The 17,779-nt window shown below is 54.4% G+C and carries 16 protein-coding genes; 5 read left to right on the top strand and 11 right to left on the bottom strand.

Going from position 1 to position 17,779, the window contains the following annotated elements; all coding sequences use genetic code 11:
* Positions 1-77: 77 nt before the first annotated feature.
* Positions 78-563 carry a GNAT family N-acetyltransferase gene (locus tag H4F65_RS19770; protein ID WP_010277883.1) on the bottom strand — a complete coding sequence of 162 codons (486 nt, stop codon included), beginning with the start codon at positions 561-563 and terminating at the stop codon, positions 78-80.
* 103 nt (positions 564-666) lie between these two features.
* The gene (gene asd / locus H4F65_RS19765) at positions 667-1,770 is read right to left on the bottom strand and encodes an aspartate-semialdehyde dehydrogenase (protein ID WP_010277885.1); all 1,104 of its coding nucleotides are present in this window, start codon (positions 1,768-1,770) and stop codon (positions 667-669) included.
* A gap of 299 nt (positions 1,771-2,069) precedes the next feature.
* Between asd and H4F65_RS19760 the strand changes: the two genes are divergently transcribed.
* Entirely contained in the window at positions 2,070-2,663 is a 594-nt protein-coding gene (locus H4F65_RS19760) for a YhgN family NAAT transporter (RefSeq protein WP_010277887.1), read from the top strand.
* 447 nt (positions 2,664-3,110) lie between these two features.
* Here the strand turns inward: H4F65_RS19760 and H4F65_RS19755 are convergent, their stop codons facing one another.
* A complete protein-coding gene (locus tag H4F65_RS19755; protein ID WP_010277889.1) occupies positions 3,111-4,487 on the bottom strand; it encodes a GntP family permease in 1,377 nt (458 codons plus the stop codon).
* 158 nt (positions 4,488-4,645) lie between these two features.
* Here H4F65_RS19755 and H4F65_RS19750 point away from each other — a divergent pair, with 158 nt between their 5' ends.
* A complete protein-coding gene (locus H4F65_RS19750; RefSeq protein ID WP_010277892.1) occupies positions 4,646-5,158 on the top strand; it encodes a gluconokinase in 513 nt (170 codons plus the stop codon).
* Positions 5,159-5,167: 9 nt separating this feature from the next.
* Here the strand turns inward: H4F65_RS19750 and gntR are convergent, their stop codons facing one another.
* The 5 genes from gntR to glpA all read right to left on the bottom strand — a co-directional run bounded on the left by gntR (position 5,168) and on the right by glpA (position 11,518).
* Positions 5,168-6,163, bottom strand: a complete 996-nt coding sequence (gene gntR, locus H4F65_RS19745) for a gluconate operon transcriptional repressor GntR (RefSeq protein WP_010277894.1) — start codon at positions 6,161-6,163, stop codon at positions 5,168-5,170.
* Between the two features lie 161 nt (positions 6,164-6,324).
* Complete coding sequence (locus H4F65_RS19740; RefSeq protein ID WP_010277898.1) at positions 6,325-7,020, bottom strand: pirin family protein; 696 nt, start codon at positions 7,018-7,020, stop codon at positions 6,325-6,327.
* A 367-nt stretch (positions 7,021-7,387) separates the two neighbouring features.
* Entirely contained in the window at positions 7,388-8,599 is a 1,212-nt protein-coding gene (glpC, locus tag H4F65_RS19735) for an anaerobic glycerol-3-phosphate dehydrogenase subunit GlpC (RefSeq protein WP_039320277.1), read from the bottom strand.
* The gene (gene glpB / locus H4F65_RS19730; RefSeq protein WP_010284867.1) at positions 8,596-9,858 is read right to left on the bottom strand and encodes a glycerol-3-phosphate dehydrogenase subunit GlpB; all 1,263 of its coding nucleotides are present in this window, start codon (positions 9,856-9,858) and stop codon (positions 8,596-8,598) included. Before glpB ends, glpC begins: the two co-directional genes overlap by 4 nt.
* A complete protein-coding gene (gene glpA, locus H4F65_RS19725) occupies positions 9,848-11,518 on the bottom strand; it encodes an anaerobic glycerol-3-phosphate dehydrogenase subunit A (protein WP_010284868.1) in 1,671 nt (556 codons plus the stop codon). Before glpA ends, glpB begins: the two co-directional genes overlap by 11 nt.
* Positions 11,519-11,829: 311 nt before the next feature.
* On the opposite strand from glpA, the gene glpT reads away from it, so the two are divergent.
* Positions 11,830-13,179, top strand: coding sequence for a glycerol-3-phosphate transporter (gene glpT, locus H4F65_RS19720; RefSeq protein WP_010284875.1), 1,350 nt, complete (start codon positions 11,830-11,832; stop codon positions 13,177-13,179).
* Positions 13,180-13,254: 75 nt separating this feature from the next.
* On the top strand, positions 13,255-14,322 hold the full coding sequence (glpQ, locus tag H4F65_RS19715) for a glycerophosphodiester phosphodiesterase (protein WP_010284878.1): 1,068 nt from the start codon (positions 13,255-13,257) through the stop codon (positions 14,320-14,322).
* 72 nt (positions 14,323-14,394) lie between these two features.
* Here the strand turns inward: glpQ and yigL are convergent, their stop codons facing one another.
* Complete coding sequence (gene yigL / locus H4F65_RS19710) at positions 14,395-15,195, bottom strand: sugar/pyridoxal phosphate phosphatase YigL (RefSeq protein ID WP_010284879.1); 801 nt, start codon at positions 15,193-15,195, stop codon at positions 14,395-14,397.
* 102 nt (positions 15,196-15,297) lie between these two features.
* Positions 15,298-16,335, bottom strand: a complete 1,038-nt coding sequence (gene pldB, locus H4F65_RS19705; RefSeq protein WP_010284883.1) for a lysophospholipase L2 — start codon at positions 16,333-16,335, stop codon at positions 15,298-15,300.
* A 130-nt stretch (positions 16,336-16,465) separates the two neighbouring features.
* Here pldB and rhtB point away from each other — a divergent pair, with 130 nt between their 5' ends.
* Complete coding sequence (rhtB, locus tag H4F65_RS19700) at positions 16,466-17,086, top strand: homoserine/homoserine lactone efflux protein (RefSeq protein WP_010284886.1); 621 nt, start codon at positions 16,466-16,468, stop codon at positions 17,084-17,086.
* 69 nt (positions 17,087-17,155) lie between these two features.
* Here the strand turns inward: rhtB and rhtC are convergent, their stop codons facing one another.
* Positions 17,156-17,779 carry a threonine export protein RhtC gene (gene rhtC / locus H4F65_RS19695; RefSeq protein ID WP_010284889.1) on the bottom strand — a complete coding sequence of 208 codons (624 nt, stop codon included), beginning with the start codon at positions 17,777-17,779 and terminating at the stop codon, positions 17,156-17,158.

Here is a 17,779-nt window from a genome sequence, read left to right as displayed (position 1 = left end):
GGGAGATAAAGGCGTTGCGGGTTACGTCGTCGAATAGCGGCTTGATGACCTTACTCACGCTTAGTTGGCTGATTGATTCAAGCCGGATGCCTCTTCGATTGATATATATCGGGACGCGTAATCGCCCAGACATAGTTTTCTTTGTTAATTGGAGAATAGCCTGCTTTTTCATAGAGCCATGGAGCGGTTGATGTTAGTAGCATAATACGCCGTAACCGCTTGATCACTGGGTGATCAAGGCAGCATTCCATTAACCAGCTTCCCAACTTTTGCTGCTGATATTCTTCCAGTATATAAACATCACAGAGATAACCGAAAGTCGCAAAATCCGTCACTACTCGCGCTAATCCAATCTGCTTATCGTCAGTAAATAAACCGAAATTAAGGCTGTGAGTGATGGATTCCCGAACAGTATCGATATCAATGCCTTCTGCCCAACTTGAACGTGTTAAATAACAATGTATGGCATGAATATCCAGTAGATCATTATTCGTCGTAACAACAAATTTCTGATTTTTCCATGTCAATACTTGTGACATATCCTGTTCACTGTTGATATTCATTCGTTTATGTTCTTGATGAGACCTGAGTATGAAACAGGCGCAACACCAACCGATGTTGCGCCAGAAAAGCAGGAACTATAGCAAGATAGCTATATCAAAATAACTACAGCAGGATGCGCAGCATACGGCGCAGCGGTTCAGCGGCTCCCCACAGCAGCTGATCGCCAACCGTGAAGGCGGACAGGTATTCCGGCCCCATGTTCAGCTTACGCAGACGACCCACCGGCGTAGAGAGCGTGCCCGTTACCGCAGCAGGCGTCAGCTCGCGCATAGTGATATCGCGATCGTTCGGCACCACTTTCACCCAGTCATTGTGGGTTGCCAGCAGCTGTTCGATTTCCGGCAGCGCCATGTCTTTTTTCAGTTTGATGGTGAACGCTTGGCTGTGGCAGCGCAGTGCGCCAACGCGCACGCAGAGGCCGTCGACAGGAATGACGCTGCTGGTGCTCAGAATTTTGTTGGTTTCCGCCTGACCTTTCCACTCTTCGCGGCTCTGGCCGTTATCCAGCTGTTTGTCGATCCACGGAATCAGGCTACCTGCCAACGGCACGCCGAAGTTATCGGTCGGCAGCGAACCGCTACGGGTCAGCGCGGTCACTTTACGTTCGATGTCCAGAATCGCAGAGGCCGGATCCTGCAGCTCTTTCGCCACTTCACCGTGTAACGATCCCATCTGGGCCAGCAGTTCACGCATGTGACGCGCACCGCCACCAGAAGCCGCCTGATACGTCGCGGCAGAAACCCACTCCACCAGATTGTTCGCAAACAGGCCGCCCAATGACATCAGCATCAGGCTGACGGTACAGTTACCGCCGGCAAAGGTTTTGATGCCTTTATCCAGACCCTGCTGAATCACACCGTGGTTCACCGGATCCAGAATAATAATCGCGTCATCTTTCATACGGAGTGAGGATGCTGCGTCGATCCAATAACCCTGCCAGCCACTTTCACGCAGCTTTGGGTAAACTTCATTGGTATAATCGCCGCCCTGACAGGTAATGATGATGTCCAGCGCGCGCAGTGCATCGATATTATAAGCATCCTGCAACACGCCTTTATGACCACCCAGCGCCGGAGCAGGTTCGCCGTGCTGAGAAGTCGAAAAGAATACCGGGTGAATCACATCAAAGTCGCGTTCTTCCACCATGCGCTGCATGAGAACCGAGCCGACCATACCGCGCCAGCCAATAAAACCAACATTTTTCATGGTAACTGTCCTGCTTTGGGGGTAACAAAAAGAATTCTGGCTAACGTCGATAGCGCTGAGTGATTGCTGGTTCGGTGATCTCCCGCAGAGGTCGCGCGCGCGTCGTGTCGTAAACCCGTAAATAATTGTGTCATTCAGCCTTACAAAATGTACCTAAACTCGCAAGTGAATTTATTCGATAGTACGCCCTTTTTCAGCAGTCATTCTAATATCATCAACCTGACGCAGGATAATCACGTTGGTCAGCCCGTAAAGATGGCCCAGGTCAGGAAACAAGGTTTCGGGAGTAAAAAACCAAAATGACAGAAATGATCTCCGCAACAGTGCTGCTGTTGCTCATTATGGATCCACTCGGCAATCTGCCGATTTTCATGTCCGTACTCAAACACCTCGACCCCAAACGCCGACGTGTGGTGTTGATCCGTGAAATGCTGATCGCACTCGGACTAATGCTGATTTTCCTGTTCGCCGGTGAACACATTCTGGCATTCCTGAATCTGCGCACCGAAACCGTGTCGATTTCCGGCGGTATCGTGCTGTTCCTCATCGCGATTCGTATGATTTTCCCTTCGCAGGAAGGCAATAGCAGCGGTCTGCCAGCCGGCGAAGAGCCGTTTCTGGTGCCCATGGCGATTCCACTGGTAGCGGGGCCGTCGATCCTCGCGGCGCTGATGCTGCTGTCTCACCAGTATCCCAATCAGCTACCTCACCTGACGCTGGCGCTGTTTATCGCCTGGACGATTTCGTTCATCATCCTGCTGATGTCAGATGTGTTCTTGCGTTTGCTGGGTGAGAAAGGCGTGAGTGCGCTGGAGAAATTGATGGGGTTGATTCTGGTGATGCTGTCGACGCAGATGTTCCTCGACGGCGTGCGTGCCTACATGAAGCTATAGGCGATCCGTTTCCCCCTGTGTCTTGTACATAATGTGCAAATTATTACGGGGGTTGACGTTATCTGGCGTAAAAATTATGCAGCGATGGGCATGACCACCGAGTGAGCGGCAGGGACGCCGCGAAAGGCTGTGCCGCGCCGGACAAAAACGTCAGAGACGTTTTTGAACAGCACTTGTGCTGGCCCGAAGGGCGAGCCCCGTTTATGGGGCAAGTAAACGCGTCACAGTCGGCTCGAAAAGTGGTCATGAACACCGATGGCACCGCGTAGCGGCATAATTTAGCCAGAAGCCTGGGGTCATGGGGCGAGCGGCGTTTGAGCCGCCCCATGTCGGGCGCGTGCTACGAAGTAGCATGAAAATAACGACATTATCGCGCACGAAACCGTCTCTTGATCGGCATAAAAATGTGACTAAAAGCCTCCCTCCGCAAGGAGGGGGCTAAATACATCAGAGGAAAATACTCCCCACTAACGCTATCAGGAACGCGATACTGCCGAGCAACGTTTCCATCACCGTCCAGGTTTTCAGGGTCGTTTTCTCATCCATTTCGAGGAAACGGCCAACCAGCCAGAAGCCTGAGTCGTTCACATGCGACAGCACGGTCGCACCGCCCGCAATCGCTACCACGATAAAGCAGAGATCGAACTGACTGAGGCCAGGTGTCGCCGCCACCGCTGGTGCCATCAACGCCGCCGTGGTCGTCAACGCTACCGTTGCGGAACCCTGTGCCACACGCAGTGCAGCAGACACCACAAACGCCGCTACAATCACCGGCATACCGGTATCTGCCAGCGCGCCAGACAGCGCATCGCCGATACCGCTGGAACGCAGAACGCCACCGAACATCCCGCCCGCACCGGTGACCAGAATAATCGAACAAACCGGACCCAGCGCGCCTTCACAGATCTTCTCAAGGTGTCTACGGCTATGCTGGCCGCTAAACATAATCATGGCGAACAAGACCGTAATCAGCAGCGCAATCGGCGTTTTCCCTAACATACGCAGGAACTGCACCAGACCGCTATCACCGCTGATAACGCCCATTACCGTCAGGGTATTCAATCCGGTATCGAGGAAGATCAGGATCAGCGGCAGCAGCAACACCCACATCACCACGCCAAACGCTGGCGGCGTATGCTTCTCATCCGCTTTGACTTCGGTCAGGAAGGTAGACGGCAACGGCAAATGGAATTTCTTACCTGCCCACAGGCCGAACAGATAACCGCCCAGATACCAGGTAGGGTAAGCAATCACAGCACCAACCAGTACCAGCAGGCCAATGTTGGCACCCAGCAGTTCACTGGCAGCAACCGGACCGGGATGCGGCGGCAGCAAGGCGTGCATAACAGCAAACGCGCCCGCCGCAGGGAACGCATAGGTCAGCGTTGAGCCACCAAAACGTTTCGCCACGCTGAAAATAATCGGCAGCATCACGATCAGCCCGGCATCGAAAAAGATCGGGAAGCCGAACAGCAGAGAGGCAAGACCCAGCGCGAAAGGCGCACGTTTCTCACCAAATTTATTGATTAGCGTATCCGCCAGCACATTTGCGCCACCGGTCACTTCCAGCAGGCGACCAATCATTGCCCCCAGACCAACCAGCAAGGCAACAGATGCCAACGTACTGCCGAAACCGCTGAGCAGCGTAGGAACGAGTTTCTCAAAAGGGGTTTTCGTCGCTAGCGCCGTGATCAGGCTCACCAGCGTCAACGCCAAAAACGCGTGGACGCGGAAGCGCATAATCAGCACCAGTAACAGTGCGACTGCACCAGCGGCAATGGTCAACAACACACTGGCGCTATAGGCGGAGGTGATTTCTGTCATCGTTAATAATCTCTTTAGGGCACTCGGTCTGGGTTGGCTAATTGTTTGTGAGATGCATCACATCATCATTTGATACCGGTAACATGATACGGGTAACATGTTAAAGTATGGAACCATTAAGTATCATTTAATTTACAGTTTGAGATAGAGATCAAATTATGTCAGGTCGAAGCATTATTCTGATGGGCGTATCAGGCAGTGGAAAATCCTCAGTTGGCGCTGAACTTGGCCGCGCCATTCAGGCAAAATTTATTGACGGCGACGATCTGCACCCGCGTGCGAATATCCAGAAAATGGCCAGCGGCACGCCGTTGAATGACGACGATCGCGCACCGTGGCTGGAGCGACTCAGCGATGTTGCCTACAGTCTGGCGCACAAAAATGAGACCGGCATCATCGTCTGTTCCGCGCTGAAAAAGCGTTACCGCGACCGCCTGCGCGAAGGCAACGAAAAGATGGTGTTTATCTATTTGAAAGGCAGCTTTGAACTGGTTCTGGAGCGTCACAAAGCCAGAGCAGGCCACTTCATGCCGACAGACCTACTGAAAAGCCAGTTCGATGCGCTGGAAGAACCGGGTAGCGATGAGCCGGATGTCCTGAAAGTCGATATTGACGGCACCCGGGAAGACGTTGTGCAGCGCTGCGTTGACGCACTGCGCGCGGCAGGCTAACGCAGCGACTTAGAGGCTTTCTCCGTCCAGCACGGTAAAGCCGACATCGACCCTCTCCTGCGCAACTGGCTCGCCCCGCAGACGAGCCAGCAGTTGTTCGGTGCCGACGCGTCCCATATGTTCACGCGGCGTCAGCACGCTAGCCAGCTTCGGCACCATCGCCTGACCAATGTCATGCCCGTGGAAACCGGCTATGCCAATGTCATCCGGCACGCGCAGCCCCTGCCTCTGACATTCGAACATCGCACCGACGGCTAAGTCGTCATTGGTGCAAAATACGCTATCGACCTGCGGGTATTCCACCTGCGTCTGCCGCAGCAATTCGCCACCGAGCGAATAGGAAGACGCCCGCTCGCTCATCACACAATAGCTCTTGAGCCCGCTTTCCCACATCGCCTGCTCGTAGCCCTGACTGCGCATAATCGTACGCTCATCCTGACGCGCGCCGAGATAGACAATATGACGATGCCCCAGCGCGACCATACGCAGCGTCATCTGTCGGGCAGCTTCAACGTTATCAAATCCGACGGCCATATCCAGACAGGGCGAGACGGAATCCATCAGCTCGACGACCGGAATGCCAGCAACGTCCAGCATCTGGCGCGTTCGCGGCGTGTGGGTGCGTTCGGCCAGAATAAGCCCATCGATGTGATACGACAGCAGTGACGTCAGACGCTGCTCTTCTCTGTCAGGATGATAGCCATAGTGCGCCAGCATGGTCTGGTAGCCGTGTGCTTCCGCCGTGCGTTCAATCCCGCGCAAGACTTCGGCGAAAACCTGATTAGTTAATGACGGCAGCAGCACGCCAATCGCCCGACTGGTGGAGCTGGCGAGCATATTCGGCGCGAGGTTGGGGATATAGCCCAGCTCATCCAATGCAATAGCGATCTTTTCCTGCAACGCGGCGGATACCTGAGCGGGATTACGCAAATAACGGCTTACCGTCATTTTGGTAATTCCAACGCGGTCAGCAACGTCCTGGAGAACGGGTCTTTTTTTCTTCATCGTCGACTAAAATGCCTGAAAAACAGTAATCTAAGTCTAACAAAAAAAGCATTAAGAAGGTAAAGGCAAAGGGGCAGAATCTGAATGATGACGTCAGGCCGTGACCAATAAAAAGCCCGCGTCCTTTCCTACGTGGGCTTCTTCACTTTTCTCACTCGCCGTTATACTGGCGGCAGATCAAACAGCAGGATTTCGCTGTCCTCGCTGGCGTGTACGGAGATCGCCGTTTCGTCCCAGACTGCAAACGCATCGCTGGTTTCCGCTTTCTGGCCGTTAATCTCTACCGTACCGCGCACCACCTGAACCCAGACGCGACGATCGGCCTGAATCTGGTACACCGATTGCTCCTGCGCTTTCAGGGCCCAGCGCCACAGCGTCATGTCCTGAAAGACTTTCAGCGAACCTTCACGCGCATCCGGGGACAGCACCAATTGACGCCCTTGCTGCACATCAAAGCGTTTCTGCTCGTAGCGCGGCGTCAGCCCGGTTTTTTCCGGGATAATCCAGATTTGGTACAGATGCAGCTGTTCGTCTTTGCTGGCATTGTATTCGGAGTGACGAATGCCCGTGCCCGCACTCATAATCTGGAATTCGCCCGCTGGCACCTGCTCTTTATTCCCCATGCTGTCCTGATGTTCAACCGCACCGGACAATACATAGGTCAGAATTTCCATATCTTTGTGCGGATGTGTGCCAAAGCCCTGACCGCCTTCGATGACGTCTTCATTAATGACGCGCAGTGCCGAAAATCCCATGAAATCAGGATCGTAATAATCGGCAAATGAGAACGTGTGCCAGCTGTCGAGCCAGCCGTGATTCGCATGTCCGCGATCTTGCGCTTGACGTAAATAGATCATGTTATTTCCTCCCGCGTTTTTGATAAGGAAAGTGTAACGGGCGGCGGTAAATAAGATAGCGCAAAAAACTCACCGCTCTGTTCGAAAAATCAGAACGGGATGCCGGGCTGGAGGAGAATTGCAAAAAAAAAGCCAGCACCCGAGCTGGCTAAATAATACTGGAAGCAATGTGAGCAATGTCGTGCCTTCACAGGGAAACCGGATCATCATGAACACCATCGGTAATTAACACAGGCACATGACATCGTTCCCCGGAACGCACAGCAATAATAATCATTATCATTCGCACTTGTAAAGTGCTTTTTGCGATAAATTCTTATTCTCAATACGGACTAAGTGACAGCCCGTTTTGCTCCCCTTCCGTTTGTTACTCTGGCTGCGCCAATGACCTCGCCAAAAGGGTGATCGGGTGTTCACACCGTTTGCTGGTCGACATCTCAATCTGCCATTTACAGGTTTCGCAGTCCGTTACCACGATATCGACGCCGCTCTCTTCAATCTGCTGGAACAGCGGTGCGCCAATGCCTTGCGACGTGGCGTAGTTCTCTTTCTTGAAGCCGTAGGTGCCCGCAATGCCACAGCACTGGGAATCCAGCATCACCAGCTCAAGACCGGGGATGCGTTGCAGCAGTGCCAGGGTATACGCCGTCCAGCCCATCCTCTCCAGATGGCAGGGCGTGTGATACGCCACCCGCAGCGGCAATTTACCCAGCGGCAGCGTGCGTCCCTCTTCTTCCAGCAAGCGGTAGAGCTGGCGCGTCACCAGTTCGATGCCATCGCGCACATGGCCGTTATCCACGCCCAGCAGATGTGGATACTCGTCCCGCAGCGTGAACGTACAGCTGGATGACGTCGCGACTACCGGCAGGGATTTCTGATTGATCGCCTCATCCAGCGATTTGATATTGGCGTGCGCCTGCTTTCTGGCCTTGTCGTGAAAACCATTGGCGATCAGTGGCACACCGCAGCACTTCTCTTTATTCAGCAACTGGACACCAATACCCATCGCGTTAAAGACCTGAACCAGATCTTTACCCAGCTGTGGATGGTTGTAGTTCACATAGCAGCCGTGGAAGTAGGCAATCTGCTCATCATAGGCCTGCTGCTTTGCAGCCTGCTGACGATACCAGCGCCGGAAAGTGCCGAATGAATATTTCGGCAACTGGCGACGATGGTCGATTTTCAACGCTTTATCCAGCAGTTGGCGCACCGGTTTCAGGCTGGTCGCCGTATTCACCAGCGGCGCAAACGGCGTGGCAATCGACCCCATGAGATCGGTATGGCTCAGAATCGCATCGCGCAGCGTCGGCTTGTGGGTGCTGTGCGTCCCCTTTGCACGCTGAATAATGTCACCAATTTTGACATCCGACGGGCACGCGACCTCACAACGTTTGCAGTTGGTGCAGTATTTCAGCGCATCATCATACAGCGCCGGATCTTTTCGCCGCAGGCGTTCGCCGTCCGGTCCAGCCTGTTTCGGGCCAGGATAAAGCGGGTTCACGCGTGAAACCGGACAGTATGTGGTACACACCGTACACTTAATGCAATCTTCAAAACTGTTATCGCTAAGCAGGCTCATGGGTTGCCCTCCTTCAAAATCTGTTCGGCAACATGAAGTGCGCTGAGCAAGGAAACCCCCGCTCCACATCCCTGCATAATCGGGTCGAAGCCTTCCAGCACCGCGCCAATCGCGTACAGGTTGTTGACCGTTTCGCCCCCAATGCACGGATGCAGGTGTTCATCGACAATCGCGCCAAATTGCATATAAGGCTGTGGCGCAAACACATCCTGCTGGCTCCAGCCCTCGCGCTGATCAGCGAATCGAACGTCCAGCCCAAAGACCGGCTCGGTCACCCGATCGAATGTCGTCACCAATCCGTTACTGAAGAAGCTGCCGCTCGCCAGCACCGCGTGCTTCGCCCGCAGAGGAATATCGCGATGATGGTGGCTATGGATCGCAATCTCCTGCGGCGACAGCGAGGCGCGCACCGCACGATCGCCCGGCATCACCATGCCGCCCAGTTGGCGAAAGCGCTGCGACAGCGCCTGATGCAGGCGTAACCCGAGCAATGACGGTGGTAATGTCGGCAGCAGCAGCACCGGTTTACCTAACGCATCAGCAAGTTCATTGATGATTTCAGGACTGTCCAAGCCCAGACAGGCAGGCATGATGATGGCATCGTTGCCGTTAGCCAGAAGCGATAGCTCCTCCAGCAGCGCCGAGCGATTTTCTGGTCGGTCGAGCACACGGGCGATATTGACCGCGCGGAATTCGCTGGGGTTCTGACGCAACCTATCCAACACGGGCAGCTTGAGTTCATCACTGCGTGCCGCGATCCCCTGCGTCTGAAGCGTACCGGCCACAATACGGGGCTGAAAATCCAGAAAGCCTTCGATACCCGCAATCAGCGGATTATCGCCAAAGCGGGAATCCGGCAGACCACGCGTGACGCCATCGACCGGACTCAGCCAGCAGGCGCGAAATTTACCTAGCGGCGTCATGCGCCAGTGGTTTTGCTGATGATTACCCAGCAGGGTGATATTGCTGCGTTCCAGCAGCGCCTCGGCCTGTGGCAACAGCGCCGCCACTGCCGCCGCCCCCATACGGGAATAAGGATGGTGAGGAGCCTGACGCGCCAGTTCATCCAGCGCATCGAGCGGCTGACTCACGGGCTGTCCGTCGGGGAGATGAGAGAGTAAATCCAGCGCGCCGGAAGAAAAATGCAGCGCATTCTGCCCCGCACTAACAATGGCACAGCGTTTCCCCTGCTCCGCCAGGCGAATACCGCAGGTCAATCCCGCCAGTCCGCCGCCGATAATCACAACGTCATAACGCATGACGATCCTCCTGACTGTCGCTGGCCGTCAGGCCGCACAATCCCTGATAAATCCAGCTGGTAAACTCGCTTTCGCGCAGCGCATTGCCCCACGCAATCGGGCGAATGCCTTTCCAGCGTTCGTTCAAAAACTGACTGAGCTGCGTGAGCGACTGCTCCGGCGTCGCGGTACCCAGACGGCACAGCAGACCCGCCGCACGACAGGCACAGAGTTCACCCTGACAGGTGCCCATACCCACGCGAGTGCGCCGACGTAAATCAATCAGGTTATTCACCTGTAACGATTCCACGGCGTAGCGCACTTCTCCCGCCGTCACCGCCTCACATTCGCACACCAGACTGCGGTCCAGACGCTCACCGGACAGCATCCTTCCGGCACGTTCACCGTGGCGATAAATCGCCGAACCGCGCAGCGGCGCAGAGAGCGGTTTTGCCGCAGGGTAAGCAGACAGGGGGTGAGGAGCGGATTTCAGCTCCTCCAGCGATTCAGAACCGGGCAGCGGCGTCTGTGCCGTCGAGCAGGCCACGTCATGACCCAGCTTTTTGCAAATAGCGTCAGTCACCCACTCCGCCATTAGGCGGTAGGTCATCAGCTTGCCGCCGGTGATGGTAATAAATCCTTCCAGCCCGTCGCGGCTGGCATGGTCGAGCAAGACAATGCCGCGACTTACGCTACGTCCGCTCGGGTCACTATCGTTAGCAACCAGCGGTCGGACACCGGCATAGGCGCGTAGAATGCGCGTGCTCGCCAGCGTCGGTGCCAGCATTGAGCCTTCCCGCATCAGCGTTTCCACCTCGGCAGGTGTTACCAGCATATTGTCGATTTGATCGTAATCGATATGGGTTGAGGTAGTGCCAATCAGCGAAATGGTATCGCCCGGCACCAGAATGTCGGCATCCGCCGGTTTACGGCAGCGGTTGATCACCATGTTGTTGATGCGGTGTCCAAGAATCAACAGCGCGCCTTTTGCCGGGAACATGCGCACGCGCAGATCGGCATATTCCGCAATGTGTTGTCCCCAAATACCGCCCGCGTTGACCACCACCTGTGCATAAATTTCTGTTTCTACACCTTTTTTATGGTCGAAAACGCGCACGCCGGTAATACGGTCGCCCTGACGAATCAGTCCGATAACCTCATGATAGGTCAGCACTTCCGCGCCGTGCTCGCAAGCATCAATCATGTTGGCTGCCGTCAGGCGAAAAGGATCGACCGAACCATCCGGCACGCGCACCGCGCCAATCAGCGCCGGGTTTGCTGCCGGTTCCAGTCGTAACGCTTCCCGCGGATCCAACGCCTGCGCGCGAATTCCCGCCTGCTGGCAGGCGGTAATAAACTGTGCCTGCCAACCAAGATCGTCTTCGGGCAAGGTGATAAACAGACCGTCAGTAGGTTCAATACAGTGGCGAGCAATCCGTCGGAGAATCTGGTTTTCTTCAATACATTCACGGGCAGACTCGCCATCGGTTACCGCATAGCGGGCACCGCTGTGTAATAAGCCGTGATTACGCCCGGTCGCGCCAGTCGCAATATCATAACGTTCAAGCAGCAGGCAGCGCAGTCCGCGCAGGGCACAGTCCCGTGCCGTTCCTGCTCCCGTTGCACCACCGCCGATGACAACCACGTCAGTTTCACGCCAGTTCCCCGTATTTTGCTTCATGTTCTCGCTCCAGGCGGATGGTCTACATGTTGCTATTGGGACACAGAAAGAAGGGTTAATGTTTGATAAAGAGCAAAAACGAACACTAAACGAAAATAAAGCGAGGTTTAAAAACGATAAGTGTGATTTAGGTCACTAAAACCGCACTGTGGAATTTTCCGATTCTGTTAACATGAGCGCAAAAATCGTCACAGTTTCATAAAAGTGTAACATAAGCGTCATGAATCACACTCATTTGCACGCTATCCCCTTACAATAACGTTCGTAATAGAACAAAAAAGCTATCGTTTTTTTTCGCATTGGAGATATCTATGCTGAGTATTTTTAGGCCCGCCGCCCACCAGCCGCGCGTGTCGCAAGAACACGTTGATCCGCTCTATCGCCGTCTGCGCTGGCAGATTTTCATGGGGATCTTTTTTGGCTACGCCGCCTACTATCTGGTGCGTAAAAACTTCGCACTGGCCATGCCTTACCTGATTGAACAGGGCTTCTCACGTGGTGACCTCGGTTTTGCACTGTCAGGTATCTCTATTGCCTACGGCTTTTCCAAATTCATCATGGGATCGATATCCGACCGTTCTAACCCGCGCGTATTCCTGCCTGCGGGTCTGATTCTGTCAGGTGCGGTCATGCTGTTCATGGGCTTCGTGCCGTGGGCAACATCCAGCATTGCGATTATGTTCGTCCTGCTGTTCCTGTGCGGATGGTTTCAGGGTATGGGCTGGCCACCGTGCGGACGTACGATGGTTCACTGGTGGTCGCAAAAAGAACGTGGTGGCATCGTGTCCGTATGGAACTGTGCTCACAACGTCGGCGGTGGTATTCCTCCCCTGCTGTTCCTGCTGGGTATGGCCTGGTTCAACGACTGGAAAGCCGCACTCTATATGCCGGCCTTCGCCGCTATTCTGGTTGCCATGATCGCTTTTGCACTGATGCGTGACACACCGCAATCCTGTGGTCTGCCACCGATTGAAGAGTACAAAAACGATTATCCGGTTGATTACAATGAAAAAGCGGAAGAAGAGCTGACGGCTAAGCAAATCTTCATGCAGTACGTTTTCCCGAACAAACTGCTGTGGTACATCGCGATCGCCAACGTCTTCGTTTACCTGCTGCGTTACGGTATCCTCGATTGGTCACCGACCTACCTGAAGGAAGTTAAACACTTCGCACTGGATAAGTCTTCCTGGGCCTATTTCTTCTACGAATACGCAGGTATTCCGGGCACGCTGCTGTGTGGCTGGATGTCCGACAAGGTATTTAAAGGCAACCGTGGTGCAACGGGCGTGTTCTTCATGACGCTGGTAACAATAGCAACCATCGTTTACTGGATGAACCCAGCCGGTAACCCGGGTGTGGACATGGCCTGTATGATCGTCATCGGCTTCCTGATTTACGGTCCGGTCATGCTGATTGGTCTGCATGCATTGGAACTGGCACCGAAAAAAGCAGCGGGTACCGCAGCGGGCTTCACCGGCCTGTTCGGTTACCTCGGAGGCTCCGTTGCCGCTAGCGCCATCGTCGGCTACACCGTTGACTTCTTCGGTTGGGACGGCGGCTTCATGGTGATGATAGGCGGCAGCATTCTGGCGGTACTTCTGCTGGTTGTTGTTATGCTGAATGAGAAAAAGCATAAAGCAGAGTTAGCCAATCGCGCCTAACCCGCTCTTGTAAGCATCCCTCTGGCGGCGTCATAACGACGCCGCCTTTCTCTCAACAGAAAGAGGTTTGATCGCATGAACGTTACCGTAACATCTCTACTCTCCGCCCTCGCACTCTCCGTTTCCTTTAGTGCTTTCGCTTCATCAACCGACAAAATCGTTATTGCCCACCGCGGTGCCAGCGGCTATCTGCCCGAGCATACGCTTCCGGCAAAGGCGATGGCCTATGCTCAGGGTGCCAATTATCTGGAACAGGATCTGGTGCTCACCAAAGATAACGCGCTCATTGTGTTGCACGATCACTATCTGGATCGCGTGACCGACGTGGCAGAGCGTTTTCCGCAACGCGCCCGTAAAGATGGACGCTTTTACGCTATCGACTTCACGCTAAAAGAGATCAAGTCACTGAAGTTCACCGAAGGATTCGATATCAAAGACGGCAAACAGGTCCAGAGTTACCCGAACCGTTTTCCGATGTGGAAATCCGACTTCCGTATTCATACCTTTCAGGAAGAAATTGAATTTATTCAGGGTCTGAACCACTCGACTGGCAAGAACATCGGACTCTACCCCGAAATCAAAGCACCGTGGTTTCACCATCAGGAAGGGAAAGACATCGCGCGCGAAACGCTGGCCGTGTTGAAGCAGTATGGCTATACGAAAAAAAGCGATAAGGTCTTCCTGCAATCGTTTGATGTCGCAGAGCTAAAGCGCATCAAAACCGAATTGCAGCCGCAGATGAAGATGGATCTGAACCTGATTCAGCTGATTGCCTATACCGACTGGCATGAAACCTACGAGAAGCAGGCCGATGGGACGTGGGTGAATTACAACTACGACTGGATGCAAAAGCCCGGCGCGATGCAGCAAATTGCGACCTATGCCGATGGTATCGGCCCGGACTATCACATGCTCGTCCAGAAAGGGTCGACGCCTGACCACATCACCTTTACCGACATGGTGAAGGAAGCCCACCAGCATAAACTTCAGGTACACCCGTTCACGGCAAGAGCTGACAGACTACCGGCGTACGCCAGCGATATCGATCGGCTCTACGACATTCTCTACTATCAGGCGGATGTTGACGGGCTGTTCACCGATTTTCCCGACAAAGCGGTCGATTTCCTGAAAAAACCGCGCTGAGACTCAGTTTTGCCATCGGGCACCACGTGCCCGATGATGCGTCGGTCGATACTATACGGATTACTTCACGGCTTACTTCAGAAACAGCTCACGCAGATAATTCGGCACCGCGCTGTCCGCGTTAGACCCAATCACTTCGCGATCCGGCAGCATATCTTTCAGGCGCTGATGCGCGTTCTGCATGACGCAGCCTTTACCCGCCATCGACAGCATTTCGTAGTCGTTCATGCCATCACCAAACGCCACACACTCTTTGAGCGAGAAGCCGATAATCTTCGCCACCTGCTCCAGCGCATGACCTTTAGACACGCCACCCGCCATCACTTCCAGGCAGGTAAGCGTCGAAAAGCTCACGTTAACGCGGTCGCCCCAGCGCGCATTGATCGCTTCTTCCAGCGGTAGCAACTGCTCATGGGAATCACAGGTAAAGAACACTTTGCTGACGCCATCGGTTTCAAGCAGTGCAGGCTCAAACAGCTTGTATTTAAAGATCGACTCTTTGAAGAAGCGCTCTTCTTCCATGCGCGGACGGTTCATAAACCACTCATCATCGCGGTAAACGTGCGTCAGCATATCGGGGTTATTGTGTACGACGCTGTAAAGGTCGCGGGCGATGTCCTGATCCAGGTTGTGGCTGAAAATCAGTTCGCCCTGCGAGTTGTGCACGCGCGCACCATTCGAGGTAATCATAAATGCGCTGATGCCGAGGTTATCGCGGATCTGCGCGACATCCATGTGATGACGTCCGGTAGCAAACACAAAGTGAATCCCTTTTTCCGTCAGCAGCCTGAGGGTTTCTTTCGCATACGGGGACAACGAGTGGTCAGGTGACAGCAGTGTGCCATCTAAATCGGAAGCAACGACATGGTACATAACGATGAGATCTCACTTCTGGTGTGTTGTGGCGGCACGCGCCGCAAAAAATTAACGAGGTTGCTGGCAGCATCCGTTGAACGGCGTGCCAACAGTCTAAAATTAATGATAACGCGCAAAGTGCGCCAAAATTAGCGCAAATGCCTGAGCGCGGAGGTTATCCGTTTCAAAGAGAATTTCATGCCGCGCACCGGGGATAACCTGCAAAACGCCATTCGCATTGGCGTTACCGCTTTGCGCCAGTGCCTGACAAAACGCATTCTGGCTGCGGTTATCTACCACGCGTTCCTCTCCCGCCTGTAGCAGCAGAAGCGGCGTGGTGACGGCGCTGGCCTGTGCCAACAGCTGTTTCCCCGCCTGTATCGCCTCACGCACCCAATGGTAAGTCGGGCCGCCGATGCGCAAATCCGGCGAATCCGCATAAAATCGAATGCTGCGCTGGTAACGCTCACGGCTGTGTGTCAGCACATTCATCCGATAAGGCAAAGGACGCCACTGTCCGGTGCCGATGGCGTAATAATCACGTATTGCTGGGCGATGCTCCGCCCAATCAACAATCCAGCCAGCAACGCAATGAGGAAGCGGTAAACGAATGCCAAACATCGGCGCGCACAGCGCCACGGCATCAAACGTCTCAGGTTGACGAATCAGAAGCTGCGCCAGAATCGCGCCCCCCATCGAATGCGCTAAGGCAAACCGGCGGGTATAGTGCTTCGGGCCAATATGCTGCTGGCACAACGTTTCAGCATCATCGACATAATCACTGAAGCGCAGCACGTGTCCACGGTGGCCGTCTTGCAGCACCCGACCCGATCGCCCTTGCCCACGGTGATCCATGATGAGCACGTCATAGCCGCGATGAAAGAGGTCATAAGCGACTTCGCTATATTTGACATAGCTTTCGATACGGCCTGAAAAGACAACGACAATCTTATCGTGCTGGGGTGCGGTAAAACGAACGAACCGGATCGGCACATCATCAACGCCAGAGAATTCGCCCTCTTCGCGCTGACGCCAGAAATCCAGTAATTCTCCGGTAGCAAAAGCGGCAAACTGCGCTTCTCGCGTTAACAGGTTCGAGGTTAACCCTTCAGGCGTTAACCGTTCCGACGTAAACAACGTATTGTGGCGTTGAATCATCACACCTCTCCGGTGACGCGGGAAAACAAAGCTAGCGGAAGAACATGACAAGCAGTGGAGCACCAGCGTATTGTGACATAAAAAACAGACAGACTCTCGTAATACAGAACGTGATTCAGGGGCATGCTTCATGACATTGGATTGGTGGTTAACCTATTTACTCACAACGCTTATTCTCAGCCTGTCACCCGGATCGGGTGCCATCAACACCATGAGCACCGGAATTAGCCACGGCTATCGCGGTGCAACGGCCTCAATCTGTGGTTTACAGGTCGGGCTGGCGATTCATATCGTGCTGGTCGGCATTGGGTTAGGCGCGTTGCTTAACCAGTCTGTACTGGCTTTCGATATGCTGAAATGGCTGGGCGCGGCGTATCTGATTTGGCTGGGGATTCAGCAGTGGCGCGCCGCAGGCGCACTTGACCTTCAGGCGATCGCCAGCGCGATGCCGCGTCGTCGGCTCTTTAAACGTGCGGTGCTGGTGAATCTGACCAACCCAAAAAGCATCGTGTTTCTGGCAGCGCTGTTCCCGCAGTTCATTATTCCCCACCAGCCGCAGGCCGCACAGTATCTGGTGTTGGGTATTACCACCGTGGTGGTCGATATCATCGTGATGATTGGCTACGCCACGCTGGCCACACGTATCGCCGGATGGCTAAAAGGCCCACGGCAGATGAAGACGCTCAACCGGATATTCGGTTCACTGTTCGTGCTGGTCGGCGCGTTACTCGCCACGGCGAGAAAAGCCTGAGTAAGACAGCGCGCCGTATCAGATTACGGTGCGCTGTTGTTTATCCACCAGAAACGCGCTGGGGAAACGTTAGCGAGAGAAAATCAGGTGCAGACCGAACCCGGTAAACAGCACGCCCGCCACGCCATCCACCCATTTCGCCAGACGTTGATAGCCACGACGCATTGCCGGTAGGGCGAAAACCATCGCGACCAGGCTGAACCAGATCAGCGTTTCAATCGAGATCAGCGCAAATAGCCCCCAGCGAGCGCCGCTGCCGACGCTGTCGCCGACAAACAGCGAGAACACGCTGCCGAAATAGATCAGCGCCTTCGGATTCGCCAAATTCGTCAACAGTCCACGCATGAAGGTTTTACCGCGCTGAGGCAGAACCACCGCCGTTTCCTGCGTGGTTTCCAGCTGTGCTTTACGCCGAGCAGAACGCAGCATCTGCCAGCCCATCCAGCACAGGTACAGCCCACCACCGACGGTAATGGCCGTATGCAGCCAGGCCATTTTTTGCAACAGCAGATGCAGCCCCAGCAGCGCGATAGCCGCCCAGACCACCACACCCAGAGAAATACCTAACACGCCCATCATCGCTTCACGGCGGGAACGGCTGGCCGCCGTTTGTGAAACGAAAAAGAAATCCGGTCCCGGGCTCATCAGCGCAATGAAATGCACCAGCGCCACCGTCAGAAATAGCATCAGCAT

It is taken from the genome of Pectobacterium brasiliense (assembly GCF_016950255.1).
Taxonomy (GTDB): Bacteria; Pseudomonadota; Gammaproteobacteria; order Enterobacterales; family Enterobacteriaceae; genus Pectobacterium; species Pectobacterium brasiliense.
The sequence above is the reverse complement of the archived record's forward strand: the minus strand, read 5'-3'. Positions and strand labels throughout refer to the sequence as shown.

Excerpts from the sequence above, each read along its gene's own strand:
- glpB (WP_010284867.1), bottom strand. The coding sequence starts at position 9,858 with ATGCGTTATGACGTTGTGATTATCGGCGGCGGACTGGCGGGATTGACC.
- H4F65_RS19770 (WP_010277883.1), bottom strand. The coding sequence starts at position 563 with ATGAATATCAACAGTGAACAGGATATGTCACAAGTATTGACATGGAAA.
- H4F65_RS19750 (WP_010277892.1), top strand. The coding sequence starts at position 4,646 with ATGTCAGGTCGAAGCATTATTCTGATGGGCGTATCAGGCAGTGGAAAA.
- asd (WP_010277885.1), bottom strand. The coding sequence starts at position 1,770 with ATGAAAAATGTTGGTTTTATTGGCTGGCGCGGTATGGTCGGCTCGGTT.
- pldB (WP_010284883.1), bottom strand. The coding sequence starts at position 16,335 with ATGATTCAACGCCACAATACGTTGTTTACGTCGGAACGGTTAACGCCT.
- H4F65_RS19755 (WP_010277889.1), bottom strand. The coding sequence starts at position 4,487 with ATGACAGAAATCACCTCCGCCTATAGCGCCAGTGTGTTGTTGACCATT.
- glpC (WP_039320277.1), bottom strand. The coding sequence starts at position 8,599 with ATGAGCCTGCTTAGCGATAACAGTTTTGAAGATTGCATTAAGTGTACG.
- H4F65_RS19740 (WP_010277898.1), bottom strand. The coding sequence starts at position 7,020 with ATGATCTATTTACGTCAAGCGCAAGATCGCGGACATGCGAATCACGGC.
- gntR (WP_010277894.1), bottom strand. The coding sequence starts at position 6,163 with ATGAAGAAAAAAAGACCCGTTCTCCAGGACGTTGCTGACCGCGTTGGA.
- rhtB (WP_010284886.1), top strand. The coding sequence starts at position 16,466 with ATGACATTGGATTGGTGGTTAACCTATTTACTCACAACGCTTATTCTC.
- yigL (WP_010284879.1), bottom strand. The coding sequence starts at position 15,195 with ATGTACCATGTCGTTGCTTCCGATTTAGATGGCACACTGCTGTCACCT.
- glpT (WP_010284875.1), top strand. The coding sequence starts at position 11,830 with ATGCTGAGTATTTTTAGGCCCGCCGCCCACCAGCCGCGCGTGTCGCAA.
- glpA (WP_010284868.1), bottom strand. The coding sequence starts at position 11,518 with ATGAAGCAAAATACGGGGAACTGGCGTGAAACTGACGTGGTTGTCATC.
- H4F65_RS19760 (WP_010277887.1), top strand. The coding sequence starts at position 2,070 with ATGACAGAAATGATCTCCGCAACAGTGCTGCTGTTGCTCATTATGGAT.
- rhtC (WP_010284889.1), bottom strand. The coding sequence starts at position 17,779 with ATGCTGATGCTATTTCTGACGGTGGCGCTGGTGCATTTCATTGCGCTG.
- glpQ (WP_010284878.1), top strand. The coding sequence starts at position 13,255 with ATGAACGTTACCGTAACATCTCTACTCTCCGCCCTCGCACTCTCCGTT.